Annotated in this window: 28 protein-coding genes and 1 tRNA gene; 9 read left to right on the forward strand and 20 right to left on the reverse strand. The window is 66.9% G+C overall.

Going from position 1 to position 24,017, the window contains the following annotated elements:
* Nucleotides 1-4: 4 nt before the first annotated feature.
* The 4 genes from O5O43_RS09650 (at nucleotide 5) to O5O43_RS09665 (ending at nucleotide 2,008) form a co-directional block, all read left to right on the forward strand.
* Complete coding sequence (locus O5O43_RS09650; protein ID WP_271083676.1) at nucleotides 5-376, forward strand: hypothetical protein; 372 nt, start codon at nucleotides 5-7, stop codon at nucleotides 374-376.
* A 48-nt stretch (nucleotides 377-424) separates the two neighbouring features.
* Entirely contained in the window at nucleotides 425-805 is a 381-nt protein-coding gene (locus tag O5O43_RS09655) for a hypothetical protein (protein ID WP_271083677.1), read from the forward strand.
* 88 nt (nucleotides 806-893) lie between these two features.
* Entirely contained in the window at nucleotides 894-1,325 is a 432-nt protein-coding gene (locus O5O43_RS09660; protein ID WP_271083678.1) for a hypothetical protein, read from the forward strand.
* A gap of 47 nt (nucleotides 1,326-1,372) precedes the next feature.
* A complete protein-coding gene (locus tag O5O43_RS09665) occupies nucleotides 1,373-2,008 on the forward strand; it encodes a helix-turn-helix transcriptional regulator (RefSeq protein ID WP_271083679.1) in 636 nt (211 codons plus the stop codon).
* A gap of 106 nt (nucleotides 2,009-2,114) precedes the next feature.
* On the opposite strand, the gene O5O43_RS09670 is transcribed toward O5O43_RS09665, so the two are convergent.
* The 3 genes from O5O43_RS09670 to O5O43_RS09680 all read right to left on the reverse strand — a co-directional run bounded on the left by O5O43_RS09670 (nucleotide 2,115) and on the right by O5O43_RS09680 (nucleotide 4,885).
* A complete protein-coding gene (locus O5O43_RS09670; RefSeq protein WP_271083680.1) occupies nucleotides 2,115-2,591 on the reverse strand; it encodes an SH3 domain-containing protein in 477 nt (158 codons plus the stop codon).
* A 115-nt stretch (nucleotides 2,592-2,706) separates the two neighbouring features.
* Nucleotides 2,707-4,377, reverse strand: a complete 1,671-nt coding sequence (locus tag O5O43_RS09675) for a lysine--tRNA ligase (RefSeq protein ID WP_271083681.1) — start codon at nucleotides 4,375-4,377, stop codon at nucleotides 2,707-2,709.
* 40 nt (nucleotides 4,378-4,417) lie between these two features.
* Entirely contained in the window at nucleotides 4,418-4,885 is a 468-nt protein-coding gene (locus O5O43_RS09680; RefSeq protein ID WP_271083682.1) for a hypothetical protein, read from the reverse strand.
* A gap of 89 nt (nucleotides 4,886-4,974) precedes the next feature.
* On the opposite strand from O5O43_RS09680, the gene queA reads away from it, so the two are divergent.
* The 4 genes from queA to O5O43_RS09700 all read left to right on the forward strand — a co-directional run bounded on the left by queA (nucleotide 4,975) and on the right by O5O43_RS09700 (nucleotide 9,696).
* Nucleotides 4,975-6,078 (forward strand): tRNA preQ1(34) S-adenosylmethionine ribosyltransferase-isomerase QueA, encoded by a 1,104-nt coding sequence (gene queA / locus O5O43_RS09685; RefSeq protein WP_271083683.1) that lies wholly within the window; start codon nucleotides 4,975-4,977, stop codon nucleotides 6,076-6,078.
* Between the two features lie 53 nt (nucleotides 6,079-6,131).
* Nucleotides 6,132-8,102, forward strand: a complete 1,971-nt coding sequence (locus O5O43_RS09690; RefSeq protein WP_271083684.1) for a peptidase M61 — start codon at nucleotides 6,132-6,134, stop codon at nucleotides 8,100-8,102.
* Between the two features lie 190 nt (nucleotides 8,103-8,292).
* Nucleotides 8,293-8,694, forward strand: coding sequence for a hypothetical protein (locus O5O43_RS09695; RefSeq protein ID WP_271083685.1), 402 nt, complete (start codon nucleotides 8,293-8,295; stop codon nucleotides 8,692-8,694).
* Between the two features lie 48 nt (nucleotides 8,695-8,742).
* Nucleotides 8,743-9,696 carry a hypothetical protein gene (locus O5O43_RS09700; protein WP_271083686.1) on the forward strand — a complete coding sequence of 318 codons (954 nt, stop codon included), beginning with the start codon at nucleotides 8,743-8,745 and terminating at the stop codon, nucleotides 9,694-9,696.
* 69 nt (nucleotides 9,697-9,765) lie between these two features.
* Here O5O43_RS09700 and rplL read toward each other — a convergent pair whose 3' ends face one another.
* The 9 genes from rplL to O5O43_RS09745 form a co-directional block, all read right to left on the reverse strand.
* The gene (rplL, locus tag O5O43_RS09705; RefSeq protein WP_271083687.1) at nucleotides 9,766-10,155 is read right to left on the reverse strand and encodes a 50S ribosomal protein L7/L12; all 390 of its coding nucleotides are present in this window, start codon (nucleotides 10,153-10,155) and stop codon (nucleotides 9,766-9,768) included.
* Nucleotides 10,156-10,218: 63 nt separating this feature from the next.
* Nucleotides 10,219-10,734: a 50S ribosomal protein L10 gene (rplJ, locus tag O5O43_RS09710; protein ID WP_271083688.1), complete on the reverse strand. Its 516-nt coding sequence runs from the start codon at nucleotides 10,732-10,734 to the stop codon at nucleotides 10,219-10,221.
* Nucleotides 10,735-11,119: 385 nt separating this feature from the next.
* Nucleotides 11,120-11,809: a 50S ribosomal protein L1 gene (gene rplA / locus O5O43_RS09715; protein ID WP_271083689.1), complete on the reverse strand. Its 690-nt coding sequence runs from the start codon at nucleotides 11,807-11,809 to the stop codon at nucleotides 11,120-11,122.
* 4 nt (nucleotides 11,810-11,813) lie between these two features.
* Nucleotides 11,814-12,245, reverse strand: a complete 432-nt coding sequence (rplK, locus tag O5O43_RS09720) for a 50S ribosomal protein L11 (RefSeq protein ID WP_055829960.1) — start codon at nucleotides 12,243-12,245, stop codon at nucleotides 11,814-11,816.
* Between the two features lie 301 nt (nucleotides 12,246-12,546).
* Nucleotides 12,547-13,128, reverse strand: a complete 582-nt coding sequence (gene nusG / locus O5O43_RS09725) for a transcription termination/antitermination protein NusG (RefSeq protein ID WP_271083690.1) — start codon at nucleotides 13,126-13,128, stop codon at nucleotides 12,547-12,549.
* A 19-nt stretch (nucleotides 13,129-13,147) separates the two neighbouring features.
* Nucleotides 13,148-13,462, reverse strand: a complete 315-nt coding sequence (gene secE, locus O5O43_RS09730; RefSeq protein WP_271083691.1) for a preprotein translocase subunit SecE — start codon at nucleotides 13,460-13,462, stop codon at nucleotides 13,148-13,150.
* A gap of 78 nt (nucleotides 13,463-13,540) precedes the next feature.
* Nucleotides 13,541-13,616, reverse strand: a tRNA-Trp gene (locus O5O43_RS09735).
* A gap of 126 nt (nucleotides 13,617-13,742) precedes the next feature.
* On the reverse strand, nucleotides 13,743-15,077 hold the full coding sequence (locus O5O43_RS09740) for a hemolysin family protein (protein ID WP_271083692.1): 1,335 nt from the start codon (nucleotides 15,075-15,077) through the stop codon (nucleotides 13,743-13,745).
* Between the two features lie 98 nt (nucleotides 15,078-15,175).
* The gene (locus tag O5O43_RS09745; protein WP_271083693.1) at nucleotides 15,176-15,298 is read right to left on the reverse strand and encodes a hypothetical protein; all 123 of its coding nucleotides are present in this window, start codon (nucleotides 15,296-15,298) and stop codon (nucleotides 15,176-15,178) included.
* A 142-nt stretch (nucleotides 15,299-15,440) separates the two neighbouring features.
* Between O5O43_RS09745 and O5O43_RS09750 the strand changes: the two genes are divergently transcribed.
* Complete coding sequence (locus tag O5O43_RS09750; protein ID WP_271083694.1) at nucleotides 15,441-16,517, forward strand: L,D-transpeptidase; 1,077 nt, start codon at nucleotides 15,441-15,443, stop codon at nucleotides 16,515-16,517.
* On the opposite strand, the gene O5O43_RS09755 is transcribed toward O5O43_RS09750, so the two are convergent.
* The 8 genes from O5O43_RS09755 to rpsL all read right to left on the reverse strand — a co-directional run bounded on the left by O5O43_RS09755 (nucleotide 16,510) and on the right by rpsL (nucleotide 23,939).
* Nucleotides 16,510-18,123 (reverse strand): carboxylesterase family protein, encoded by a 1,614-nt coding sequence (locus O5O43_RS09755; protein ID WP_271083695.1) that lies wholly within the window; start codon nucleotides 18,121-18,123, stop codon nucleotides 16,510-16,512. The genes O5O43_RS09750 and O5O43_RS09755 overlap by 8 nt on opposite strands.
* An 8-nt stretch (nucleotides 18,124-18,131) precedes the next feature.
* Entirely contained in the window at nucleotides 18,132-18,461 is a 330-nt protein-coding gene (locus tag O5O43_RS09760) for a hypothetical protein (protein WP_271083696.1), read from the reverse strand.
* Nucleotides 18,458-18,802 (reverse strand): glycine zipper 2TM domain-containing protein, encoded by a 345-nt coding sequence (locus O5O43_RS09765; RefSeq protein WP_271083697.1) that lies wholly within the window; start codon nucleotides 18,800-18,802, stop codon nucleotides 18,458-18,460. Before O5O43_RS09765 ends, O5O43_RS09760 begins: the two co-directional genes overlap by 4 nt.
* A 62-nt stretch (nucleotides 18,803-18,864) precedes the next feature.
* A complete protein-coding gene (locus tag O5O43_RS09770) occupies nucleotides 18,865-19,215 on the reverse strand; it encodes a CPBP family glutamic-type intramembrane protease (RefSeq protein ID WP_271083698.1) in 351 nt (116 codons plus the stop codon).
* Between the two features lie 276 nt (nucleotides 19,216-19,491).
* Nucleotides 19,492-20,682, reverse strand: a complete 1,191-nt coding sequence (gene tuf / locus O5O43_RS09775) for an elongation factor Tu (protein WP_271083699.1) — start codon at nucleotides 20,680-20,682, stop codon at nucleotides 19,492-19,494.
* 90 nt (nucleotides 20,683-20,772) lie between these two features.
* Nucleotides 20,773-22,854 (reverse strand): elongation factor G, encoded by a 2,082-nt coding sequence (fusA, locus tag O5O43_RS09780; protein ID WP_271083700.1) that lies wholly within the window; start codon nucleotides 22,852-22,854, stop codon nucleotides 20,773-20,775.
* 167 nt (nucleotides 22,855-23,021) lie between these two features.
* On the reverse strand, nucleotides 23,022-23,495 hold the full coding sequence (rpsG, locus tag O5O43_RS09785) for a 30S ribosomal protein S7 (protein WP_271083701.1): 474 nt from the start codon (nucleotides 23,493-23,495) through the stop codon (nucleotides 23,022-23,024).
* A 69-nt stretch (nucleotides 23,496-23,564) separates the two neighbouring features.
* Nucleotides 23,565-23,939, reverse strand: a complete 375-nt coding sequence (gene rpsL, locus O5O43_RS09790; RefSeq protein ID WP_271083702.1) for a 30S ribosomal protein S12 — start codon at nucleotides 23,937-23,939, stop codon at nucleotides 23,565-23,567.
* Nucleotides 23,940-24,017 lie beyond the last annotated feature (78 nt).

Genomic DNA, 24,017 nt, shown 5'->3' on the forward strand with positions numbered 1-24,017 from the left:
ATCCATGAGCAAGGAAACCGTCGGCGAGGCTCTGTCCGCCCGCCTGCACTCGGCCGAAGCCGCGATCGATCTGGCGTTAAGCGAAGTCGCCCATCTGGCCGCCATGCTGCCTGCGGCGCGATCCCAGGCCTACCTGTCGGCCGTCACAGGCCAGAAGGCGTTCGACGGCGCCGCCGCCGCCATCGGCGCCCTGACCCAGGCGCGTTCGAACATGGTCGACACCCACAACACCTTGGCCGCCCTGGCCCGGAAAATGGGCCTCGACACGGTGGCTGTGGGCCCGCTGGACAAGCCGGAAGACCCCGTTCCCATCGGCGGCGGCGTCAGCCAATCGCTCACCCCTATGGTTAAAGAAGTCCTACCCACCTCGCTCTAGACGTGTTAAGAATGCCTTTACCAATGTAACTTTTTGGAAGGGGCTAACATGGATCGCACTGAAGTCGTCGCCAGCGTCGCTGGTGATCTCTACGCTACCGAAAAGGCGGTTGACGCCGCCATCACCTCGGCAACGACCCTCGTTCAATCCATGATCGGCGCTCGCACGCTGCTGAAGGCCTCCCCGGTCGCCGGCGCTGTGTCGCAGGCCAAGGCCATCGAGGCGATCGCCGCCCTCTCGGCCGCTCGCGACGCCGTCGTGGCCTGCCACGCCGAGTTGGCCAAGGATCACCGTCGCATGGGCTATGGTGTTTACGCCGTGGGCCCGCTCGACAAGCCCGACGATGGCGAATGGGGCCAGGGCGTCCCGCCGCCGGCCGCGCCGGTCGAACAGAAGCTGACCACCGTCCGGCCCGTCCGCGTCGCGTGAATTCGGGTTAATGTCGAGGACTTCGGTTTTCGACAGACCAGACTCGAAGCATTATCGCCCTCGCGTCCTTCGACGCGGGGGCGATTTCATGTTGGACACCCTGTACTCGCAGATCGGCCTGCTGCCGATGGTGCTGGTCGGAATCTTCGCCTTCACCAAGGGCGACGAGCCCGAGCGGCTGGCGATGGGCGCCTATCTGCTGGGCTGGATCGCCGGCATGCTGATCCAGGCCGACGGCGCTTTGCATCAGAACTGGCAGCCGGGCCTGTTTGCCCTCGACGTCATCATGTTGCTGGTGCTGGGCGGCCTGGCCTGGAAGTTCCGCCGTACCTGGCCGATCTGGGCCGCCTCGCTGCAACTCATCATCGTCATGAGCCACCTGGTGATCCTCTTCGACATGCGCGGAGGGATCATGTCCTTCTACACGATCCTGAACCTGGCCAGCTACGGCATCCTCATCGCCATCGGTCTCGGCACCTTCTGGGCCTGGCAGGAGCGTCGCGCGGCGGGGCTGGAGTAGGCTGATATTCCTAGCTAGGATGGTCGCCGAATCGAAAGGCGGATCCCATGCCCCTCTCCCACGCCAAAGTCTGGGCTGCGCTCGACGAGATCGCCAGCCGTGAGGGCCTGTCCGTGTCCGGCCTGGCCAAGCGCGCCGGACTGGACTCGACCTCGTTCAACGTCTCCAAGCGGTTCGGCCCCGGCGAGGCCCGCCGCCCCCGCTGGCCCTCGACGGAAAGCCTGACGCGGGTGCTTGAGATCGCCGGCCTGTCGCTGGCGGAGTTCGCGGCCCTGGCCGAGGACGATGACCAGCGCCCCCCGACCATTCCCCTGCTGGGCATGGCTCAGGCGGGCGCCGACGGCTTCTTCGACGACGCGGGCCTGCCCACCGGCGAGGGCTGGGATCAGACCGCGCTCCCCTTGCCCCACCCGTCGCTGTTCAGCCTGGAGATCACCGGCGATTCGATGGCGCCTCTCTACCGTCAGGGCGACCGCGTCCTCGTCGATCGCGACCGCACCGATGTGCGAAAGGGCGACCGCGTCGTGGTCCGCACCACGACCGGGGAGACCACGGCCAAGGAGATCGCCTCCCTGACCGCCAAATCCGTCACCCTGAACTCGATGAACCCGGCCTATGAACCGCGCGTCATCGCCCGCAAGGACATCGACTGGATGGCCCGCATCCTCTGGGTCAGCCAGTAGGCACGCAAAAAGGCCGCCCCGAAGGGCGGCCTTCTTCGTTGTACCGGTCTCGGCCGCGCTAAAGCAGCAAGGCTCCGCGAGCCGAGCGGTAGCGCCCTTCCCAGCCTTAGTAAGGCTGGACGTAGTGCGCGTTGACCCAACCGCCGCCGGCGATCTGGACCCACTCGCCCTGCGAGCCGATGGCCGTGAAGGGCTGGCCAGCGGACAGCGAGCCGGCCTGGCGGTAGCTCGTGCCCGGACCCGAGCGAATGCGCAGGTTCGACGAGGCGCGATACTGGGCGCCCGAAGAATTGGCTTGCGAGTTCACGCGAGCGCGTTGTTGGTTGCAGCCGATGTAGGACCCCGCAGCCGCACCGGCGGCGGCGCCGCCCACGGCGCCGAGCGTGCGCTCATTGGACGAGATACGGCTGCCGGCCAAGGCGCCCAGCACGCCGCCGATCACGGCGCCGGCTTGCTGACGACCACCGGGGGCGTCGCAGCTGGTGATCCCGTTCGACTGGGCCGAGGCGGCCATTGGGGCGGCGGTGACCAGAGCGGCCAGGGCGGCGGCCGTGGCCAGGGTGGTGTTGAAGGTCTTCGACATGGCTCTCTCCATTCATCGAGGTTGGTCGATGGCAGGGAGAATGCGCTGGGCCACATGAAGGCTCCCGGAGCGCTGCCGTTATTTTCCGTTCATGTACGAAAACCGACCAAAGCCGCTACGTCGCCAGCTCCCCGTTCGCCCCGGCCTCGATCAGCTGAATCGTCTGCGCCAACCCGTAAATCGCGGCGAACGAGCCGAACCTCGGCCCCTGCGACGCACCCAGCAGCACCTCGTACAGCGCCCCGAACCAACCCCGCAGCGGCTCGAACCCATGTTCCTTGCCGACGGCATACACCTCGCCCTGGATCAGCTCGCCGTCGGTCGTGTCCGCCGGCAGGGCCTTCAGCCGCCCGGCCAGATCCAGCAGCGCCGCCTTCTCCTTCTCGTCGGGCAGTCGGTACGACTTCGTCGGCTTCACGAAGTCCTCGTAGTAGTTCAGCGCCCGGTCCATCAGCCCGTCCAGCACGGGTTCGTTCTCCGGCGTCGCCTCGGGCAGATATTTGGCGAAATAGGCCCACAGCTGCGCCTTGGACGACGCGTTGGCCACCCCGACCAGGTTCAGCAGAAGAGAGAAACTGACCGGGCTCGCGACCTTTGGAGGATGGCCCGCGTGGATCGACCAGACGGCGTTGTCGATCCGCTTGGCCGGTTCCTGCGAGCCGTAGGCGTCGATGGCCCCGAGATAGTCGTCGATCGCGCGCGGAATGACGTTGAAATGCAGGCTCTTGGCCGACTTCGGCGACTGGAACATGTACCAGCTGAGGCTCTCCGGCGTGCCGTAGCGCAGCCACTGCTCCATCGTCAGGCCGTTGCCCTTGGACTTGGAGATCTTCTTTCCCTCGACGTCCAGGAAGAGCTCGTAGTTGAAGCCCTCGGGCGGCGCCCCGCCCAGCGCGCGACAGACCTTTGACGATTCGCGCACGCTCTCGATCAGGTCCTTGCCCGACATCTCATAATCGACGTCCAGCGCCGTCCAGCGCATGGCCCAGTCCGGCTTCCACTGCAGCTTCACATGGCCGCCCGTGACCGGAACCTCGGTGCGCCCGCCAGCCGGGTCGTCGAAGACGATCGTCCCCTTCTCCACGTTCCGCTCCAGCGTAGGCACCTGCAGCACGTGGCCCGTGATCGGGCTAATGGGCAGGAAGGGCGAGTAGGTCTCGCGCCGCTCCGGGCCCAGCGTCGGCAGCATGATCGCCTGCACCGCGTCGAACCGCTCCAGCAGCCGAAGCAGCACCTCGTCGAACCGGCCGCTCTTGTAGGTCTCCGTCGAGGACATGAACTCGTAGTCGAAGCCGAAGCTGTCGAGGAAGGCCCGCAGACGCGCGTTGTTGTGCGCCCCGAAACTGTCGTGCGTCCCGAACGGATCGCGCACCCGCGTCAGCGACAGATGCAGGTCCTCGCGCAGCATCTCCGGGTTCGGCACGCCCTCGGGCACCTTGCGCAGCCCGTCCATGTCGTCCGAGAAGGCGATCAACCGCGTGCGCCAATGATCGCCCGTCAGCGCCCGGAAGGCGTTCCGCACCATCGTCGTGCGCGCCACCTCGCCGAACGTGCCCATGTGCGGCAGGCCGGACGGGCCATAGCCCGTCTCCAGCACCACCGGCTTCACCAGCGCTTCGAACGTCGCCAGCGCCTCGTCCGCCTTCCCGGCGTCCATCAGCAGCTTGGCCGCCGCCCGCTCCGGATCCGACAGTCGCTTCTTCAGGACGTGGTCCAGCAGGGCGCGGGCCTGTTCGAAGGGCCAGGACTTGGCTTCGAGAGCCAGATATTCGAGGTTCTGCAGCATGGGCGGGATTTGCAGCCTCAACGCCCGGCGGTCAACGCAATCAGCGCCGCCGGATGGCCCAGGCCACCACCGCCAGCCCAGCGCCGACGATCAGGATATCCTCGATCAGGCCGCTCTTCGTCTGTCCGATCTCGGCCATCGCCCGCTTGCGGCCCGCCAGCGTCAGATAGGCCATCGGCACGGCCGTCCCGACCGCTAGGGCCGCGCCGGTCCGCTCATGCCCCTTCGGCGCCAGGGCAGCGCCCGCGATACCGGCGCTCATCACCCGCGCCAAGAGGCCCAGGAACACGGTTCGATCGGGCGCCGACTTCATCTTGTCGCCGTAGAGCTCACCCGCCCCCATCGCCAGCGCCCCGGCGGTAAACAGCGGCCGGTCCAGCAGCCATAGTTTTCCGGGCGTCTTCCGGTGCGCCAGATGCGCGCCGGCCAAGGCGGCCATCGGCGTCATGGACCGGGCGCTGGCGACGGCGCCGATCAGGGCGGAGGGCAGAAGGTCAAGGGCGTTCATGCGGGCTGAATGCCCCGCTCGGCTTTGGGTTCGCCGCCCTGACCCGTCCCCTTGACCCGGCCACGCCTCCATGGCCATTGCGCCGCCTGATGAGGACCGCAGATTTCGACTTCGACCTGCCCGAGGACCGCATCGCGCTCCGCCCCGCCGAGCCGCGCGATTCCGCCCGCCTGCTGGTCGTGAAGGACGGCGATCTGGCCGACCGCGCCATCTCCGGCCTGCCCGACTTCCTTCGGTCCGGCGACGCCCTGGTCTTCAACGACACCCGCGTCATCCCCGCTCGCCTGTCGGGCGTCCGCGAACGCCCCAACCCCGGGATCGGCGGCGCGGAGGGCGACGTACTGACCGTCGAGGTCGAGGCCACCCTCCACCACCGCGACGCCCCCGATGTCTGGTCCGCCTTCATGAAGCCGGGCAAGCGCATCAAGGCGGGCGACAGGATCGTCTTCTCTTCCCTCATTCCCCACGAGGGGAAGGGTGTGAGTGCGGAGGTTCTGGCCAAGCACGACGACGGCCTGATCACCCTGAAGTTCGACCTGACCGGACCCGTACTGGACGACGCCATCCGCCAGGTCGGCGTCATGCCCCTGCCGCCCTATATCGCGGCAAAACGGCCGGAGGACGACCGCGACCGCTCGGACTACCAGACCGTCTTCGCCGAGCACGACGGCTCCGTCGCCGCCCCCACGGCGGGCCTGCACTTCACCCCCCGCTTGCTGGACGCCATCCGGGCCAAAGGCGTTTCCACCCACGCCGTGACCCTCCACGTCGGCGCCGGCACCTTCCTGCCGGTCAAGGCCGACGACACCGCCGACCACAAGATGCACTCCGAATGGGGCGAGGTGTCCGCCGAAACGGCCGCCGCCCTCAACGCCGTCCACGCGAACGGCGGCCGCATCGTCTGCGTCGGAACCACCTCGCTGCGCCTTCTCGAATCCGCGACGACGCCTGAGGGTGAGATTCGTCCCTTCCACGGCGACACGGCCATCTTCATCACGCCCGGCTATCGCTTCCGCGCGGTCGATGTCCTGATGACCAACTTCCACCTGCCGAAGTCCACCCTGTTCATGCTGGTCTCGGCCTTCGCCGGGCTGGAGACGATGAAGGCCGCCTACGCCCACGCCATCGCCGACGGCTATCGCTTCTATTCCTACGGCGACGGCTCCCTGCTTCACCGCGCGCCCTTGACCTGAGTTCGCCCCCGGCGTCCTCTGCGGCCCCTCGCCGTCAGTCCCGGATCGCCTTCATGTCGCGTCTCGCCGCCTCCGCCTGCCTCGCCGCCCTTCTCATCGCGAGCGCCTCGCCCTCGGCGGCCCAGACGGCAGCGCCGCGCGGCCCGACCACCCCCGACATCGGCGGCTTCCCCGACAGCCCCCTGATCCCGGCCCCGACGCAGGAAACCTATCCCGGCGTCATCCAATACGAGGTCGACGCCACCGACCTGGATCACCGCGTCATCTCCGTGCGCCAGACCATCCCGGTCGCCAGCCGCAGCCTGACCCTGCTCTATCCGAAATACCTGCCGGGCAACCATGCCGATTCGGGGCCGATCCAGCTGTTCGCCGGCCTGACCATCACCGCGAACGGTCAGCGCGTCGAATGGCGCCGCGACGCGGTAGACCCCTACGCCTTCCACATCGACGTGCCCGAAGCCGCGACCGAGATCGTCGCCGAGTTCCAGTGGCTGACCCAGTCCGACAACGCCAACTGGCGCGTCGTCATGACCCCGTCGATCGTCAACATGGAATGGGAGAAGGCCCTGCTCTACCCGGCCGGCTATCGCTCGACCGGCATCACCTTCGCCCCTTCGATCAAGCTGCCAGCCGGGTGGAACTACGGTGTCGCCTTGGAGACCACCTCGTTCGAGAACGGCGTCGCGACCTTCGCCCCGACGGATCTCTATACCCTGGTCGACAGCCCGATGTTCGCCGGCGCCCACTATCGCCGCATCGACATCGACGCCAAAGGCGATGACGTCCACCTGAACATCGTCGCCGACACGGCCGCGAACCTGGCCCCCACCGACGAACAGATCGGCCTCTATACCGCCATGGTGACCCAGGCGGACCGCCTCTACGGCTCGCGCCACTACGACAAATACGAGTTCCTGCTGGCCCTGACCGACCAGCTGGGCGGCATCGGCCTGGAGCACCACCGTTCGTCCGAGAACACCGCCTCGCCCAACTACTTCACCTCATGGAGCGCTTCGGCGGGCAATCGCGCCCTCCTGCCCCACGAATATACCCACTCCTGGAACGGAAAGTTCATGCGGCCGGCCGATGAACTGACCGCCAACTACAACGTCCCGACCGAGAACAGCCTGCTCTGGGTTTATGAGGGCCAGACCGAATACTGGGGCGACGTCCTCGCGGCCCGCTCCGGCCTGCACACGAAGGCCCAGGCCCTGATCGGCCTCGCCGACCGCGCCGCCTTCTACCAGAACCAGCCGGGCCGCCAGTGGCGGAACCTGCAGGACACCAACAACCACAACCTTCTCGGCTACCGCGTCCCAGGCCAGTGGGCGTCGTGGATGCGCGGCACCGGCGACTACTATGACGAAGCCGCCCTGATCTGGCTGGACGCCGACACCCTGATCCGCGAGCTCAGCCGCGACCGGAAGTCGCTCGACGATTTCGCCCGCACCTTCTTCTCGCCAGAGGGCTCGGACGGAAACTGGACCCCGCGCGGCTATACCTTCGCCGACGTCGTCGCCGCCCTGAACGCAGTCCAGCCCTACGACTGGGCGACCTTCCTCCGCACACGTCTGGACGCGGCCGGACCGGACGCCGTCGCTCCGCTCGACGGTCTTGAGCGCGGCGGCTACCGCCTGATCTATGTCGAGGAGCCGAACGCCGACGAGAAGGCGATGAACGGCGCCTGGGGTTCGGACTTCCGCTACTCCCTCGGCTTCTCCCTCTCGGGCGCGACCCAGCGGATCGGCGCCATCCAGTGGGGCGGGCCGGCCTATGAGGCGGGCATCGGCGCAGGCTGGGACCTGATCGCCGTCGGCGACAGCGTGGCCACGCCTGAGGTGCTGCGCACGGCCGTCACCGCCGCTAAGTCGGGCGACGCGCCCATCCGCCTGATCCTGCGTCAGGGCCAGCGCATCCGCACGGTCGAGCTCGCCTACACCGGCGGCCTCCGCTACCCGCGTCTCGAGCGGATCGAAGGCACGCGCGACCGGATCGGCGAGATCATGACGGCCCGGAGTCGCTGACCAACGACGCGGCTCAAGGCCGCACAACGACTCCGGTTGTCGCCCCCGCACACGACCTGTAGGTGTGCGGGCGCAGCCGCTGGAACCAGTATCCCATGCCCTATGCGCTTACGCCTGAAGTTCGCGTCCACGACTATACCGAGGGTCGCCAATCCGCGACCCACAGCCGACCTCTCCCGGCGGCGGCTATGTGACGGTCTGGTCGGGCTCCGGCCCCGAAGACGGGGGCTACGGCGTCTATATGCAGCGCTACGACGCGACGGGCTTACGCGTCGGCGGGCCGGTCCTGGTCAACACCACCACCCTCTATTCCCAGCGCAACCCCCAGATCGCCGTCCTCGAAACCGGCGGCTTCGCCGTCGTCTGGGACGACACCATCCCCGGCGTCGCCGGAACCCGGGGCATCTTCATCCAGGCGTTCGGCCCCTCCGGAGCCCGCATCGGCGCCGAGACCCAGGTTCACGGGTCGGGCTATTCGCAGACCGTCACCCCCCTGCCCAGCGGCGGCTACGTCGTCACCTTCACCCATTCGCCCGAGTCTCCTTTCTCGACCGTCTCGGCCCGCCTCTACGACGCCGCAGGCAACGCCTGAGGCCCGGCGTTCGAACTCGATACCGATCAGTTCGCCAGCTATTCCAACGTGGCCGCGACCGACACCGGCATCATCGCCGTCTGGCGCGGCAACAACCCCGGCGAGGCCTTCGTGGCGGTCCAGGCCTACGACACTTCGGGGGCCCGCATCGGCGACACGGTTCGCATCGCCCGCGACGGCGGCTCGACCCTGCCCGACATCGTGCGCCTGACGAACGGCGGCTTCGCGGTCGTCTGGGAAGAGCTCGACGGCCTGTACGGCCAGATCCTGACCGCCGCCGGCCAGATCTCCGGCGCACGGTTCCTGGTCCAGCAAAGCCCGGCGGGCGCCTCCCTGTCGCATTCCATCGTCGCCACCCCGGACGGCGGCTTCACCGTGGCCTGGGACCAGTTCGCCATGGGCCAGGGCGTCATCGCCGTGGCGTCCTTCTTCGCGGACGGCCGCCGCAACGGCGACACCCTGACCGTCCGTAGCGGCCAGACAGAGGGCGAGCCGCCCGGCCTGGTCGTCCTGCCGAACGGCGACGTCGTCGTGACCTACGCCCGCTACGTCGGCGACAGCCTCAACTTCTTCGACGTCTTCCAGACACGACTGACGGCCATCGACCCGAACACCTTCAACGGCTCGCCGGGCGCCGATATCCTGACGGGCCTCTCTGGCGATGACACCCTGATTGGTGGGCGCGGCGACGACCACCTGGATGGCGGCGCGGGTTGGGACACAGCGGTCTTCTCGGGCCGATCGTCCGCCTACAAGATCTTCGAGACCCTTGACGGCTTCGTCGTCTCCGGCGCCGACGGCTACGACGTCCTGACGCGCATCGAGCTCCTGCGCTTAGACGACGGCGTGGTCGACCTCACCCAGATCGTCTGCAATCCGCCCGTCGAGACCGACAAGTCCGCAGCCACCTCGCCGCAGGAGGAGCCGGCCGCCGTTCCCGTCTCACCCGGCCCCGAGCAGCCGTGGCTATCGCCGGAGACGACACCGGACTGGGGCTGGTAGCCCCCGCCCAAACGAAAAGGGCCGGTGGTTTCCCACCGGCCCTTCCCAGAATAACCCTAAGGGTTCTTCTTACTTGATCTGCACCTTGGCGCCGGCTTCCGTCAGCTTCTTGGCGACTTCGTCAGCAGCCTGCTTGGAGACGTTCTCGACGACGTTCTGCGGAGCGCCTTCGACCAGGTCCTTGGCTTCCTTCAGGCCCAGGTCCGAACGGACGCCACGGACTTCCTTGATGACGTTGATCTTCTTGTCGCCGCCGTCGACCAGGACCACGGTGAACTCGGTTTGCTCTTCAGCGGCTTCGGCCGGAGCGGCAGCGCCACCACCGCCGGCCGGCATGGCCATGGCGACCGGAGCGGCGGCGGAAACGCCCCACTTTTCTTCCAGCAGCTTGGACAGTTCGGCGGCTTCGAGGACGGTCAGCGAGGACAGGTCTTCGACGATTTTGGACAGGTCAGCCATGTCAGTTTTCCTTCGGGGAATGGGTAGGTTTGAGAGAGGGTTTTGCGAAGATGGAAGCGAGGCTTACGCGGCTTCTTTCGCGCCGTAGGCGCTGAAGACGCGGGCCAGCTGGGCGGCGGGAGCCTGAACGACGCCGGCGATCTTGGTCGCGGGAGCGTTGATGAGGCCCAGCAGCGAGGCGCGGATTTCGTCGAGGGTCGGCAGCTTGGACAGGCTGTCCACGCCCTTCACGTCGACGACGGTCTCGCCCATGAAGCCGCCGACGATGACGAAGCGGTCATTGCCCTTGGCGAATTCGGTCGCGACCTTGGCGGCCGTGGCGGGGTTCTCGGCGTATGCGATGCCCACGGGACCCTTGAACAGGTTGTGGTATTCGCTGCCTTCTTCGACCGCCAGGGCCTTCAGCGCCAGGCGGTTCTTGACCACCTTGAACGCTCCGCCGGCGGTGCGCAGACGGCCCCGCAGGTCTTCCATTTCCGCAACGGTCAGACCCAGGTTGTGGGTCACGACCACGCTGCCGGCCTCGGCGAAGACGCCTTTCAGCGTTTCGATCGATTCCGCTTTTTGTGCGCGATCCATTGCGGTCTCCAGTCTTGAGGTTCGCCGCCGGGCTTATTCCCGACGCCGAGATGGCCAAAGCGCCGCGCATCGCTGCGAAGCGTTCAGGCCGGGTAGCAATGTCCGAAGGATGCTCTGACAGGTCCGTCCCGGAACCGGGCCGACCGCGTCGTCTGCGTCCCCATCTCCCCACGGCGCTGGAGGGCTCTCCAGCATTTACAGCGAAGGTGACCCCCTCGCCCCGAAGTTCTCGGACAGGACCGTCAAGACCGAAGCCCTGACGGAGAGGCGCGCTCTATACAGGAAGGGATGCGGAAATCAATCCCTTCGACAGCAATGACCGCCAACGAAAACGGCCCGGGAGATCGCTCTCCAGGGCCGCCTTCTGTTCAGTCGCTCAGAGCGATCAGGCCGTCAGGGACGCCGGATCGACCTTGAAGCCCGGGCCCATGGTCGAGGACAGGGTGATACGCTTGACGTATGTGCCCTTGGCGCCCGCCGGCTTGGCGCGGTTCAGGGCGTCCACATAGGCCTTCACGTTGGCTTCGAGGGCTTCCTGGGTGAAGGAGGCCTTGCCGATGCCGCCATGGGCGATACCGGCCTTCTCGACGCGGAACTCCACGGCGCCGCCCTTGGCGTCCTTGACGGCCTGGGCGACGTTCGGGGTCACGGTGCCGACCTTGGGGTTCGGCATCAGGCCGCGCGGGCCCAGCACCTTACCCAGACGACCCACCAGGGCCATCATGTCGGGCGAGGCGATGACGCGGTCGAAGTCCATCAGGCCGCCGTTGATCTGCTCGTACAGATCCTCGGCGCCGACGTATTCCGCGCCGGCCGCGCGGGCTTCGTCAGCCTTGGCGTCCTTGGCGAAGACGGCGACGCGAACGTCACGGCCGGTGCCCGACGGCAGGTTGACGACCCCACGAACCTGCTGGTCGGCGTGACGCGGGTCGACGCCCAGGTTGACGGCGATCTCGATCGACTCGTCGAACTTGGCCTTGGCGTTGTCCTTGACGGCCTTGATGGCGTCCGAGAACGGCATCAGGGACAGGGTGTCGCCGGTGCGGGCTTTTTGAGCCTTGGTTTGCTTGGCCATGTGCTTAGCCCTCCACGACGTTGAGGCCCATGGCGCGAGCCGAGCCTTCGATGATCTTGGTCGCGGCGTCCAGGTCGTTCGCGTTGAGATCCTTCATCTTCTTTTCGGCGATCTCACGCAGCTGGCTGCGCTTGATCTTGCCGGCCACTTCACGGCCCGTCATCTTCGAGCCCGACGTGATGCCGGCGGCCTGCTTGATGTAGTGGGTCGCAGGCGGGGTCTTGGTGACGAAGGTGAACGACTTGTCCTGGTAGACCGTGATCACGGTCGGCAGGGGGGTGCCCTTCACTTCCTTTTCGGTGCGCGCGTTGAACTCCTTGACGAAGCCCATGATGTTGACGCCGCGCTGACCCAGGGCCGGGCCGATCGGCGGGGACGGCGTGGCGTTGCCGGCCGGCACCTGCAGCTTGATATAGCCCAGAATCTTCTTGGCCATTGGTCTCTCCTATGAAGCGGGGAAGCTAATCCCCACGGATGAGCCGTGGTCGGGCATGGCTGCCTCCCACGGATTTGTCCCTGGCCCAGGGGCGAAGGAGGCGCGCGTGTAGCAGAGGCGGGGGCGAGAGGCAACGCCTCTCCCTCCCCTCGGGGGAGGGTGGTCGGAGCGCAGCGGAGACCGGGTGGGGCCGGCAAGGCGACCCGGACTCTATTCCAAAGAAAAAGGCGACCCGTTGCCGAGCCGCCCCCACCCGGTCGCTCGCGCGACCACCCTCCCCGAGGGGAGGGAGAATTCCTGATCAGGCCGCGACCTTCTCCACCTGGCTGTATTCCAGATCGACCGGGGTCGGACGGCCGAAGATCGACACGGCGACGCGCAGGCGCGCGGCGTCCTCGTCGACGCTTTCGACCTGACCGTCGAAGCTGGCGAACGGCCCGTCGATGACCTTGACGGTCTCGCCGATGTCGAAGCGGATCGTGGGCTTGGGACGTTCGACGCCCTCTTCCACGGCGCCGATGATGGCCTGGACTTCACGTTCCGAGACCGGCAGCGGCTTGGTGCCGCCCGCGGCGCCCAGGAAGCCGGTGACCTTCGGCGTGTCCTTGACCAGGTGGTAGGCGTCGTCGGTCAGCTCCATCTTCACCAGCACGTAGCCCGGGAAGAACTTGCGTTCCGAGTTGACCTTGCGGCCGCGACGGATCTCGACGACGTCCTCGGTCGGCACCAGGATCTCGGAGAAGAATTCCTCCAGATCGCGCTGCTTGGCCTGGTCGCGGATGTGCTGGGCGACCTTCTTTTCGAAGTTCGAATAGGCGTGGACGATGTACCACTTGTGGCGCGGGTTGGCGGCCATCTTGGTTTCGGGCGCTGCATCCGTCATGGGCGCGTCTCCTTTGTCTCTATTGGCCGATGGCGAGGATGATGCGCGAGGCGAAGCCCAGGCCCGCGTCGACCACCCAGAAGAACAGCGACGCGATGATCACCATGATGAAGACCATCACCGAGGTGATCCAGGTCTCCTTGCGGCTCGGCCAGACGATCTTGCGGGCCTCGGCGCGAACCTGGCTGAAGAACTGGGCCGGCGAGGTGCGCGGCTTGGCCACGGGCGCGTCGACAGTGACCGTCGAAGCCGCGGCGGCGGCCGCCATCTGCGGCTTGGCGCCGGCCGCCGGATTGCCGGTGCGGCGTCCGGGGGTGAACTTGGACTTGGCCATGGGCTTCAGGGGTCTCTTCGTAAACGCTTATCCTGTCCCCGCAGATAGGGAGACCCAGTCTGCGGGAACAGGGGGAAGTGGCAGGAGCTGGGGGATTCGAACCCACGACCCCCGGTTTTGGAGACCGGTGCTCTACCAGCTGAGCTAAGCTCCTAGACAATACAGAAGCGCGCCGTGGGAGACCCCAACGGCGCGTCTGCTCGCCAGACCGGGGGCTATGCCCCACGCGGCGGGCCATTTCAAGGCCGGAGTCAGCGCCTCCGGCCTTTTCAGGCTTCGATCACTGATCCAGATGAGCCGCTACCGCTTCGGCTTCGTCTTCCGGCTTCACCAGCTGTTTGAACAGCAGCTTGTCGATGCGGCGGTCGTCCATGTCGATGACCTCGACCTCGAACCGGCCCAGTTGCAGGATTTCGCCCTCGTCCGGCACGCGCGACAGCTGGTGCAGCACCAGGCCCGCCACCGTGTGGAAGCCCTCGGCCTCGCCGAAATCCTCGCCCAGGACGTCCGACAGCTCTTCCAGGTCGGTCTGGCCGTCGACCAGCCAGGTGCCGTCCTCGCGCTCCCGAATCCAGGCCTCGACGTCGTCGTGCCCTTCGTCAAAGTCGCCGGCGATCATTTCCAGCAGGTCCGTCGCCGTCACCACGCCTTCGAAGGCGCCGTATTCGTCGACCAGGAAAGCCATGTGGACCTTGGACGCCTTCATGATCTCCAGCGCCTTCAGCACCGAGGTCGACTGCGGAATGAAGGCCGGCGTCTGCACAAGGGCCTCGATGTCGTACTTGCCCGTCGTCAGAAGGCTGTCCAACAGGTCCTTCTTGTGGACCACGCCGATGGGGTTATCGACGTCGTTCTCCCTGGCCACCACGATCCGCGAATAGGGGCAGGTGCGGATTTCCTCGCGCAGCTCCTTCTCGGTGTCGTCCAGGGCGATCCAGAACACCTCGTGGCGCGGCGTCATGGCCACGCGAATCGGACGGTCGCCGAGGGTCAGGATTTCCTCGATCATCGTCTGTTCTTCAGGCTCGATCAGACCGGCCGAGGTGCCCTCGGCGATCATGGTCTCCACCTCTTCCTGGGTCACGTCGGACCCGTCGCGATCCTTGACGCCCATGATCTTCAGGATGCCCGAGGTCGAGGCCGTGAGCAGCATGACGAACGGCGACAGGACGACGGCCACGGTCGAGATCGGCGTCGCCATCTGGGACGCCACCGCCTCGGGGAAGATGAGGGCGATCCGCTTGGGCACCAGTTCGCCGACGATCAGCGAGACATAGGTGATGCAGACGACGACCAGCGCGGTCGAGGCGACCTCGGCCCAGGCGGCCGTGGCCGGGAAGGTGGTTTCGATGATGTGGGTCAGTTCGCCGGCGATAGCGGCCTGACCGTAGGCGCCCGCGAGAATGCCGATCAGGGTTATCCCGACCTGGACAGCCGACAGGAAGTGAGTGGGCTCCTCGGCCAGCTTCAACGCGGCCCGGGCGCCCCGGTCCCCCCGCTCGGCCCGGCTCTGCAGCTTGGATTTGCGTGACGAAACGACCGCCATTTCGGTCATGGCGAACAGGCCGTTCAGCACTACCAGGAGCACGACGACGGCGATGGCGATCAGTAACATCTAGGGGGAGGAGGACCAACGCGGCGCAACAGTCGGCGTCCGCTGGTCTTTCCTAGCCGAACCTAGCCGGTTTCGCCACGATTTCCTTGACGGAAAGCTTACCGGGTGCGGCCGGCCTCGATCGAACCGTAGGCGCCCGACTGGCCGCCTTCGACGGTCGCACAGGCGGACACACCGATCAGGGTGCCGATGAACAGGCCGATCCGAAGTGCGCGTCGCATGAAGGTTACCAAAATCCTAACGATCCGAACTGAACGTAGGCCCCGGTTCGCGGTTGCATTCAACCCTCCGCCCCTGCCGGTTGAGCGGAACGGTAAACGGAGGTGCGGGTTGGCTAGGATCCGTCCCTCAAGAGTTGACTTCATGATCCGCGTCTCCCTCGCCGCCGCCCTTCTGGCTTCCGTCTCCCTCGCCGCCTGCGGGTCGCCCGAGACCGAGACCGCAGAGGCCGTCCCGCCCGCCGCCGGCGTTCAGCCTCCCGCGACAACCGGCCCCATGTCGGCTCAAGCGATCGAATCGGCGGTCTGGCAGGCCGCTCCGGCCCCGACGACCACAACGCCCGCGACCCCGGGCCAGACAGCGTCCGAGACCGTCCCAGACCTGCCCCGCCCCGACATCGTCCGGGCGCAGATCCTGCTGGACCGCGCCCGGTTCTCGCCCGGCTCCATCGACGGCCTCGGCGGCGAGAACACACGCCAGGCGGTCGCCGCCTTTGAGAAAGCCAACAACCTCCCCGTCGACGGAGAACTGGACGCCCAGGTCTTCGGCAAACTGACCCAGGGCGCCGCGCCCGTCCTGACCCGCTACACCATCACCCAGGCAGACGTCGCCGGCCCGTTCCGGCCCGTCCCGACGTCGCTGGAGGATCAGGCCGCCCTGCCCGCCCTCAACTACGCCAGCGCGTTCGAAGGCTTGGCCGAGAAGTTCCACGTCACTGAAGAACTGCTGTCGCTGCTGAACCCCGGGGCCAATTTCGAACGCGTCGGCGCGACTATCGTGGTGCCCGCCGTCTCGGCCGCCCCCCTGCCCGCGCCGGTCACTCGCATCGTGGTCGACAAGACCGAAAGCTCGCTGCGCGCCTACGGCGCCGACGGAACGCTGCTGGCCTTCTACCCCGCCACCATAGGCTCCAGCGAGCGGCCCGCGCCTTCAGGCCGTCTGACGGTCGTCGGCGTGGCCAAGGAGCCCGACTACACCTACGATCCGGAACGGGTCAGCTACGACCGGGGCGACAGGAAGCTGGTGGTCCCGGCCGGCCCCAACAATCCGGTCGGCTCCGTCTGGATCGAGCTTTCGCGCGACACCTACGGCATCCACGGAACGCCCGAACCCGACAAGATCGCCAAGACCGCCTCCAGCGGCTGCGTGCGCCTGACCAACTGGAGCGCCGAACAGCTCGCCGCCGCCGTCAAGCCGGGCGTGGAAGTGATCTTCAGCTAGGCGCGACGGCTCCCAGCGCCGTCCCGCCCCAGAAGCCGCACTGATGCCGGTCGTGGAAGGTCGTATCGACCCGGTCGCCCGCCGGGTCGAACACCACGACCGGCCCACCGCCCTCGCTGACCTTCGGCCAGTCCGTCTCGAAGCGCGGATCATGGCCGAACCCGGCCCACAGCCGCATCATCCGCCCCGACAGCGCCCGCTGTTCCGGCGTCCATTTGCCCGTATCGGCGAACAGCCAGCTCGTCCCGAACACATAGGCCAGCTCCGACGCATGGTAGGCCCCCATGTCCAGACCGGTGATCCAGTCCGGCAGGATGAACGGCGCCTCCCGGTCCGCGAACTCATACCCATGCACCGACACATGCCGCGCCAGCAGCCGCCGCAGCGCATCGGCGGGACAGGCGAACCGGCTGTCGGTGAAGCTTTGGGCGATGGCCACCGCAGGCCCCTCTTGCCTGACCGGATACCGCTCCAGCGCCCGTTCCCCGTCCGCGCCGTACAGCCACACCGTCTCCTTCGAGTACCGGTCCATGTCCTTGACCTCGACCGCGAACAGCCGCCCCTCGTCGGTATTGGTCCCGACGATCACCGGGACCTGGACAAACCGGCCTGAAGCAAAGGCTTCCGGCGGACTGAGCGGCACGGTCGCGTCCGAGTGCACCGGCCCCCACGATCCCGGCCCGTTGATCCCGGACCTCAAGGACGGCGCCCGCGCGATCCGCCAGGCCGGCAGCCGCCTCAGACAGTCGACCTGCCCCTGCTGCGTGCAGCCCAGGTCGTCGGCGAACGGCGGCCCGGCCGGGGCCTGATCCTTGGCCGCGTTCAGCGACTGCGGTTCCAGGCACGGCCCGCTCTGCAGGATGACGCGGTGGAACAGCCCCTCCGACCCCGGCGACGCCATCAGGTAACAGGCGCTCCACGCCCCCGAACTCTCCGCGAACAGGGTCACATCCCCCGGGTCGCCCCCGAACGCGGCGATGTTCGCGTGCACCCAACGCAGCGCCGCCTGCTGGTCCATCAGCCCCCAGTTGCCGCCGACGCCCTCGCCCTCCGCCTCGAACCCCGGGTGCGCCAACCACCCCAGCGCCCCCAACCGGAAGTTCACCGTCACAACGACCCGGTCCTGTTCGGCCGCCAGTCGCGACGGGTCGTAGTTTGCCCCCGACCCGATCGTGAACGCCCCGCCGTGCAGATAGACCATCACCGGCCGGGCCCGCTCCGGCTCCCCTGCCGGTCCGTACACGTTCACGAACAGACAGTCCTCGGAACCGATGACGAGCCCGCCGCCGCCGCCGAGAATGGCCTTGCGCCCCAACGCCTGGACGCAGTCCGATCCCAGCCGCGTCGCATCGCGCACGCCGTCCCAGGCCTCGACCGGCCTCGGCCCGCGCCAGCGCAGATCCCCCACCGGCGCCTTCGCATAAGGCACGCCAAGGAAGGCGCGCACGCCCGCCCCCTCTACCCCGCGCACGATCCCGGCCTCGGTCCGCGCCTCGACGAACTCGCGGTCCGACGAGAACCGCACCTGCCCCACCCCGCCGGGATGGGTCGAGACGCAGCCGCCCAGGAGGACGAGGGCCAGAAGGGCGATCAGACGAGCCGGCATCCGTCCTCTTAACCCGCGCCCAGTCCCGCATGCCACGCGGCATAGGGCGTGTTTTTCGCCATATGCCGATTGAGGTCTGGCGCCCCGTCGTCCCACCAGACGGGCCCACGCTCGCCCAGCGCCACCTTCGCCGCCTGCACCTCGGCCCTTGCCGCCTTCAGCGCAGCCGCATCGTCAGCGTGAAGCGCCGTCTGGACGGCTCGCCGCGCCGTCATCAGGTCGTGCACACGCCTTTCCCGTTCGGCCTCGCTCAACGCCGGGTTCGACGTCCGCCACAGCCGCCCGCGCACCACGAAGTACCGTCCGTCCGGCGTTCTGGGATAGTCCTTGCGGCTCAATAGTAGCCGTAGCTTCCGCGACGCGGCACGCGCTCATAGCCATAGCGGCCGTCGCGATTGTAGCCGCCGAAGCCATAGCCGCAGGGGTCGTCGCGCTCCGACAACTGGTTGCCTAGGAGACCGCCGGCCAGCGCCCCGATCGCCGCCCCGCGCTCGCGATCCCGCTCGCCCGCGATGGCCGCGCCGGCGATGGCGCCCAAGGCCGCGCCGCTCGCCGTGGCGTACTGCCTGTTCTCGGCGTAGTCGCGTTCACACCGCGACGCATAACCGTCCGTCGTGGCGCAGGCGCCCAGCAACAGAGTGGATGCCGAAACGGCCGACAGAGTCAGAATGGCTTTCATCGCGAGGCTCCTTCGAAACACTCGCTGGCGAACGCGACGGCAAGAGACCTGTTCCGTGCGGATCAGCCGCCCGCCGCCAGATCCGACAGCGCGGGCCCGCCCAAAAAGCCTTTCCAGACGACCACGACCGACCAGTGCAACATCACCGCTGTCCAGAGGCTGCCGGACCGCAACCGCAGAACCCCACAGGCCAGTCCGAGCCCGGCCGCCAGGATCAGAAAGTCCGCCCTCAGAAACAGGCCCCTCGCTCCAGGCAGGAAGGTCAGCGCCTCGAACACGTGCCACAGGGCGAACAGTCCGACCGACAGCGCGAGGACCAGCAGTCGGCGGCCGTCGCCGCGATCCGGGATCAGAAGCCCTCGAAACACGATCTCCTCGCCGAGCGAGGGAATGAGCAGCGCGGTTGCCGCCATAGAAACGAACGCTCCAGCAGGGAGCTGCGCAGGGCGCACAAGAGCGCCGCCGATCACAAGCGCCAGCAGGCCAAACGATAGGGCCGCGATCGCCAGATCGCCGACATCGCCAACCGTCGGACGCCTGGAAGTCAGACGCCTCAGCCGCGACCCGGTCCGCTCAGACGATCCGCCCATTTTCGGATCATCAAGGATCGACGCCCAAAAGCAAAACGGCCCCCGGATCGCTCCGGGGGCCGTCTGGGTAGTCAGTGGTCGCTAGACCGTCGGAGTGAGTTACTCGACGATCTTGGCGACGACGCCGGCGCCGACGGTGCGGCCGCCTTCACGGATGGCGAAGCGGAGCTTCTCTTCCATGGCGATCGGCGTGATCAGCTCGACGTTCAGCTCGGCGTTGTCGCCGGGCATGATCATTTCGACGCCTTCCTTCAGGTGAACGATGCCGGTCACGTCCGTCGTGCGGAAGTAGAACTGCGGGCGGTAGTTCGTGAAGAACGGCGTGTGACGGCCGCCTTCTTCCTTGGTCAGGATGTAGGCCTCGGCCAGGAACTTGGTGTGCGGGGTGATCGAACCCGGCTTGCACAGGACCTGACCGCGCTCGACGTCTTCACGCTTGGTGCCGCGCAGCAGAACGCCGACGTTGTCGCCGGCCTGGCCCTGGTCCAGCAGCTTGCGGAACATTTCCACGCCCGTGCAGGTCGTCTTCTGGACCGGACGGATGCCGACGATCTCGACTTCCTCACCGACCTTGACGATGCCGCGCTCGACGCGACCCGTGACCACGGTGCCGCGGCCCGAGATCGAGAAGACGTCTTCGACCGGCATCAGGAAGGGCAGGTCGACCGGACGTTCCGGCTGCGGAATGTAGGCGTCGACGGTTTCCATCAGCGCCAGAACCTGCTGCTCGCCGATTTCCGGGTTCACGCCGTCGGTCGCGGCCTTGGCCGAGCCCATGGTGATCGGAATGTCGTCGCCCGGGAACTGGTAGGACGAAAGCAGCTCGCGCACTTCCATCTCGACGAGCTCCAGCAGCTCCTTGTCGTCGACCAGGTCGACCTTGTTCATGAAGACCACCAGGGCCGGCACGCCGACCTGACGGGCCAGCAGGATGTGCTCGCGGGTCTGCGGCATCGGGCCGTCGGCGGCCGACACCACCAGGATCGCGCCGTCCATCTGGGCCGCGCCGGTGATCATGTTCTTCACATAGTCGGCGTGGCCGGGGCAGTCGACGTGGGCGTAGTGACGGTTGGCCGTCTCGTATTCCACGTGAGCCGTGTTGATCGTGATGCCGCGAGCCTTTTCTTCCGGCGCGGCGTCGATGTCGGCGTAGTTCATGGCTTTCGCGCCGCCGGCCTTGGCCAGCGTCATCGTGATCGCCGCCGTCAGCGTCGTCTTGCCGTGGTCAACGTGACCGATCGTGCCGATGTTGCAGTGCGGCTTGGTGCGTTCGAACTTTTCCTTGGCCATTCTCTTCTCTCCGTCCCCTGAAATGAGGGGCGTATTCCTAGGTTTTCAGGGGTCCGGCGGACCCGCAGGCCCGCCGGGATTGGTTCGGGTTTAGGCGCTGTACTTCTTGATGACTTCGTCGGCGACGTGTTGCGGCACCGGCTCGTAGTGGTCGTACTGCATGGTGAACTGGGCGCGGCCCTGCGACATCCCGCGAAGGGTGTTCACATAGCCGAACATGTTCGCCAGCGGCACGAAGGCGTTCACGACGGTGGCGTTGCCGCGCATGTCCTGACCCTGGATCATGCCGCGACGGCCGTTCAGGTCGCCGATGACCGAGCCGAGGTATTCCTCGGGGGTCACGACCTCCACCGCCATGATCGGCTCGAGCAGCTTCGGAGCGCCCTTGTCCTTCAGTTCGCGGAAGGCGGCGCGGGCCGCGATTTCGAACGCCAGCACGCTGGAGTCGACGTCGTGGTACTTGCCGTCCGTCAGGGTCGCCTTGAAGTCGATCAGCGGGAAGCCGGCCAGCAGGCCCGAGTCCTTGATGGAGGTCAGGCCCTTCTCGACGCCCGGGATGTATTCCTTGGGCACCGCGCCGCCGACGATGGCGCTTTCGAACACGAAGCCCGAGCCGGGTTCGCCGGGCTCGAACGTGATCATGACGCGGGCGAATTGGCCCGTACCGCCGGTCTGCTTCTTGTGGGTGTAGTCGATGTCGACCTTGCGGCCCAGCGATTCACGGTAGGCGACCTGCGGCGCGCCGATGTTGGCTTCGACCTTGTAGGTGCGCTTCAGGATGTCGATCTTGATGTCCAGGTGCAGCTCGCCCATGCCCTTCAGGATCGTCTGGCCCGACTCGTGGTCGGTCGAGACGGTGAAGGAGGGATCTTCCGAGGCCAGCTTGGCCAGGGCGACGCCCAGCTTCTCCTGGTCGGCCTTCGACTTCGGCTCGACCGAGATCTCGATGACCGGCGCCGGGAACTCCATCTTCTCCAGGATCACCGGCGACTTCAGGGGATCGCACAGGGTGTCGCCGGTGCGGGTTTCCTTGAGGCCGGCCAGGGCGACGATGTCGCCGGCGAAGGCTTCCTTGACGTCTTCACGGTTGTTCGAGTGCATCTGCAGCATGCGGCCGACGCGCTCGCGCTTGTCGCGCGACGAGTTCAGCAGGCCCATGCCCGTTTCCATCTTGCCCGAATACAGGCGGCAGAAGGTCAGCGAGCCGACGAACGGGTCGTCCATGATCTTGAAGGCCAGGACCGACAGGGGCTCGTCGTCCGACGCCTTGCGGACGATCGGCTCTTCCGTCTTGAAGTCGATGCCCGGGGTCGGCGGGATGTCCAGCGGCGACGGCAGATAGTCGACGACGGCGTCCAGCAGCGTCTGCACGCCCTTGTTCTTGAAGGCCGAGCCGCACAGGATCGGGTAGAAGGCGCCGGTCAGCACGGCCTTGCGGATGCACTTCTTCAGCACTTCGATCGAGGGCTCGGTGCCTTCGAGGTAGGACTCCATCGCTTCGTCGTCGAGCTCGACGGCGTTGTCGATCAGGTACTGGCGAGCCTCGACGGCCTTGTCCATCAGGTCGGCCGGGATCTCGCCGACGGTGAAGTTGGCGCCCAGGGCGTCGTTGTCCCAGACCACCGACTTCATCTCGACCAGGTCGACCAGGCCGGACAGCGAGGATTCGGCGCCGATCGGGAACTGGATCGGCACGGCCTTGGCGCCCAGGCGGTCGCGGATCGACTGGACCGAAGCGTCGAAGTCGGCGCCGATCTTGTCCATCTTGTTCACGAAGACGATGCGCGGGACCGAGTATTTGTCGGCCTGGCGCCAGACGGTTTCGGTCTGCGGCTCGACGCCGGCGTTGCCGTCCAGCACCGTCACGGCGCCGTCGAGGACGCGCAGCGAACGCTCGACTTCAATCGTGAAGTCCACGTGTCCGGGGGTGTCGATGATGTTCAGGCGCTTGCCTTGCCAGAAGGCGGTCGTCGCGGCCGAAGTGATCGTGATGCCGCGCTCCTGCTCCTGGTCCATCCAGTCCATGGTCGCGGCGCCGTCGTGGACTTCGCCGATCTTATGGTTCTTGCCGGTGTAGTACAGGATCCGCTCGGTCGTCGTCGTCTTGCCCGCATCGATGTGGGCCATGATTCCGAAGTTGCGGTAGTCCTCGAGCTTGTGCGTGCGGGCCATGAAAGCGTGCCTTGAGTGAGTTCAGGACGCGTTCCGCGCCCTCGGGGGAGATCGTCGATGTGGCGGATAAACGAGCGCGGGCGATTTAGCTGAAACCGCCCGCGCCGGATAGTCCTAGATAGTCAGCGCCCGGCTCTTACGTAAGAGCCATGACGCTTTGAAGGCGGTTACCAGCGGTAGTGGCTGAAGGCGCGGTTGGCTTCGGCCATCTTGTGGGTGTCTTCACGCTTCTTGACCGCGGTGCCGCGGTTGTTCGAAGCGTCCAGCAGCTCGGCGGCCAGCTTTTCGGTCATGGTGTTCTCACCCCGCTTGCGCGCGGCGTTCACCAGCCAGCGGATGGCCAGGGCGCGGCGGCGATCGGGGCGAACCTCGACCGGAACCTGGTAGGTGGCGCCGCCCACGCGACGCGACCGGACTTCGACCGACGGCTGGACGTTTTCCAGGGCGGTGTGGAAGGTCTGGACGGCTTCGATGTCCTTCTTCTTCTCGGCCAGGATATCGAAGGCGCCGTAGACGATGTTCTCGGCGACGGCCTTTTTGCCCTCGTACATGACGTAGTTCATGAACTTGGTGACGGTCAGATCCTTGTACTTGGGATCCGGCAGGACTTCGCGTTTCTGGGCGCGGTGACGACGTGACATGCGGTTGGCCTTCTAGTTCGGTTTCGACGGGCCGTGCTGCGACGGCCGAATTCTGTAGGTGCGGGTCGCTTACTTCGGACGCTTGGCGCCGTAGTGCGAACGGCGCTGCTTGCGGTCCTTGACGCCCTGCGTGTCGAGCACGCCGCGCAGGATGTGGTAGCGAACGCCGGGCAAGTCCTTGACGCGGCCGCCGCGGATCAGGACCACCGAGTGCTCCTGCAGGTTGTGGCCTTCGCCGGGGATGTAGCACACGGCTTCGTAGCCGCTCTTGGCCAGACGGACCTTGGCGACCTTACGCAGAGCCGAGTTCGGCTTCTTCGGGGTCGTCGTATAGACGCGGGTGCAAACGCCGCGACGCTGGGGCGAACCCTCCAGGGCCGGCACCTTGTTGCGCACGGGCTTGGGCTTGCGGGGCTTGCGGATCAGCTGGTTGATCGTAGGCATTGGTAGAACAGTCTCGACTTCTGATGGAGGCGTGTGCCTGTCGGCCGGGGCGCCTCGGTTCCTTCTTTTGAACGGCCC

Source organism: Brevundimonas sp. NIBR11, from assembly GCF_027912535.1.
Lineage (GTDB): Bacteria > Pseudomonadota > Alphaproteobacteria > Caulobacterales > Caulobacteraceae > Brevundimonas.

Coding starts and splice junctions, on each gene's coding strand:
- O5O43_RS09670 (WP_271083680.1), bottom strand. CDS start 2,591: ATGTCGAAGACCTTCAACACCACCCTGGCCACGGCCGCCGCCCTGGCC.
- tuf (WP_271083699.1), bottom strand. CDS start 20,682: ATGGCCAAGGAAAAGTTCGAACGCACCAAGCCGCACTGCAACATCGGC.
- rplJ (WP_271083688.1), bottom strand. CDS start 10,734: ATGGATCGCGCACAAAAAGCGGAATCGATCGAAACGCTGAAAGGCGTC.
- fusA (WP_271083700.1), bottom strand. CDS start 22,854: ATGGCCCGCACGCACAAGCTCGAGGACTACCGCAACTTCGGAATCATG.
- O5O43_RS09675 (WP_271083681.1), bottom strand. CDS start 4,377: ATGCTGCAGAACCTCGAATATCTGGCTCTCGAAGCCAAGTCCTGGCCC.
- rplK (WP_055829960.1), bottom strand. CDS start 12,245: ATGGCCAAGAAGATTCTGGGCTATATCAAGCTGCAGGTGCCGGCCGGC.
- O5O43_RS09665 (WP_271083679.1), top strand. CDS start 1,373: ATGCCCCTCTCCCACGCCAAAGTCTGGGCTGCGCTCGACGAGATCGCC.
- secE (WP_271083691.1), bottom strand. CDS start 13,462: ATGGCCAAGTCCAAGTTCACCCCCGGACGCCGCACCGGCAATCCGGCG.
- rpsL (WP_271083702.1), bottom strand. CDS start 23,939: ATGCCTACGATCAACCAGCTGATCCGCAAGCCCCGCAAGCCCAAGCCC.
- rpsG (WP_271083701.1), bottom strand. CDS start 23,495: ATGTCACGTCGTCACCGCGCCCAGAAACGCGAAGTCCTGCCGGATCCC.
- O5O43_RS09680 (WP_271083682.1), bottom strand. CDS start 4,885: ATGAACGCCCTTGACCTTCTGCCCTCCGCCCTGATCGGCGCCGTCGCC.
- O5O43_RS09655 (WP_271083677.1), top strand. CDS start 425: ATGGATCGCACTGAAGTCGTCGCCAGCGTCGCTGGTGATCTCTACGCT.
- O5O43_RS09650 (WP_271083676.1), top strand. CDS start 5: ATGAGCAAGGAAACCGTCGGCGAGGCTCTGTCCGCCCGCCTGCACTCG.
- O5O43_RS09740 (WP_271083692.1), bottom strand. CDS start 15,077: ATGTTACTGATCGCCATCGCCGTCGTCGTGCTCCTGGTAGTGCTGAAC.
- O5O43_RS09770 (WP_271083698.1), bottom strand. CDS start 19,215: ATGGCGGCAACCGCGCTGCTCATTCCCTCGCTCGGCGAGGAGATCGTG.
- O5O43_RS09755 (WP_271083695.1), bottom strand. CDS start 18,123: ATGCCGGCTCGTCTGATCGCCCTTCTGGCCCTCGTCCTCCTGGGCGGC.
- O5O43_RS09745 (WP_271083693.1), bottom strand. CDS start 15,298: ATGCGACGCGCACTTCGGATCGGCCTGTTCATCGGCACCCTGATCGGT.
- O5O43_RS09690 (WP_271083684.1), top strand. CDS start 6,132: ATGTCGCGTCTCGCCGCCTCCGCCTGCCTCGCCGCCCTTCTCATCGCG.
- rplL (WP_271083687.1), bottom strand. CDS start 10,155: ATGGCTGACCTGTCCAAAATCGTCGAAGACCTGTCCTCGCTGACCGTC.
- rplA (WP_271083689.1), bottom strand. CDS start 11,809: ATGGCCAAGCAAACCAAGGCTCAAAAAGCCCGCACCGGCGACACCCTG.
- O5O43_RS09765 (WP_271083697.1), bottom strand. CDS start 18,802: ATGAAAGCCATTCTGACTCTGTCGGCCGTTTCGGCATCCACTCTGTTG.
- nusG (WP_271083690.1), bottom strand. CDS start 13,128: ATGACGGATGCAGCGCCCGAAACCAAGATGGCCGCCAACCCGCGCCAC.
- O5O43_RS09660 (WP_271083678.1), top strand. CDS start 894: ATGTTGGACACCCTGTACTCGCAGATCGGCCTGCTGCCGATGGTGCTG.
- O5O43_RS09750 (WP_271083694.1), top strand. CDS start 15,441: ATGATCCGCGTCTCCCTCGCCGCCGCCCTTCTGGCTTCCGTCTCCCTC.
- queA (WP_271083683.1), top strand. CDS start 4,975: ATGAGGACCGCAGATTTCGACTTCGACCTGCCCGAGGACCGCATCGCG.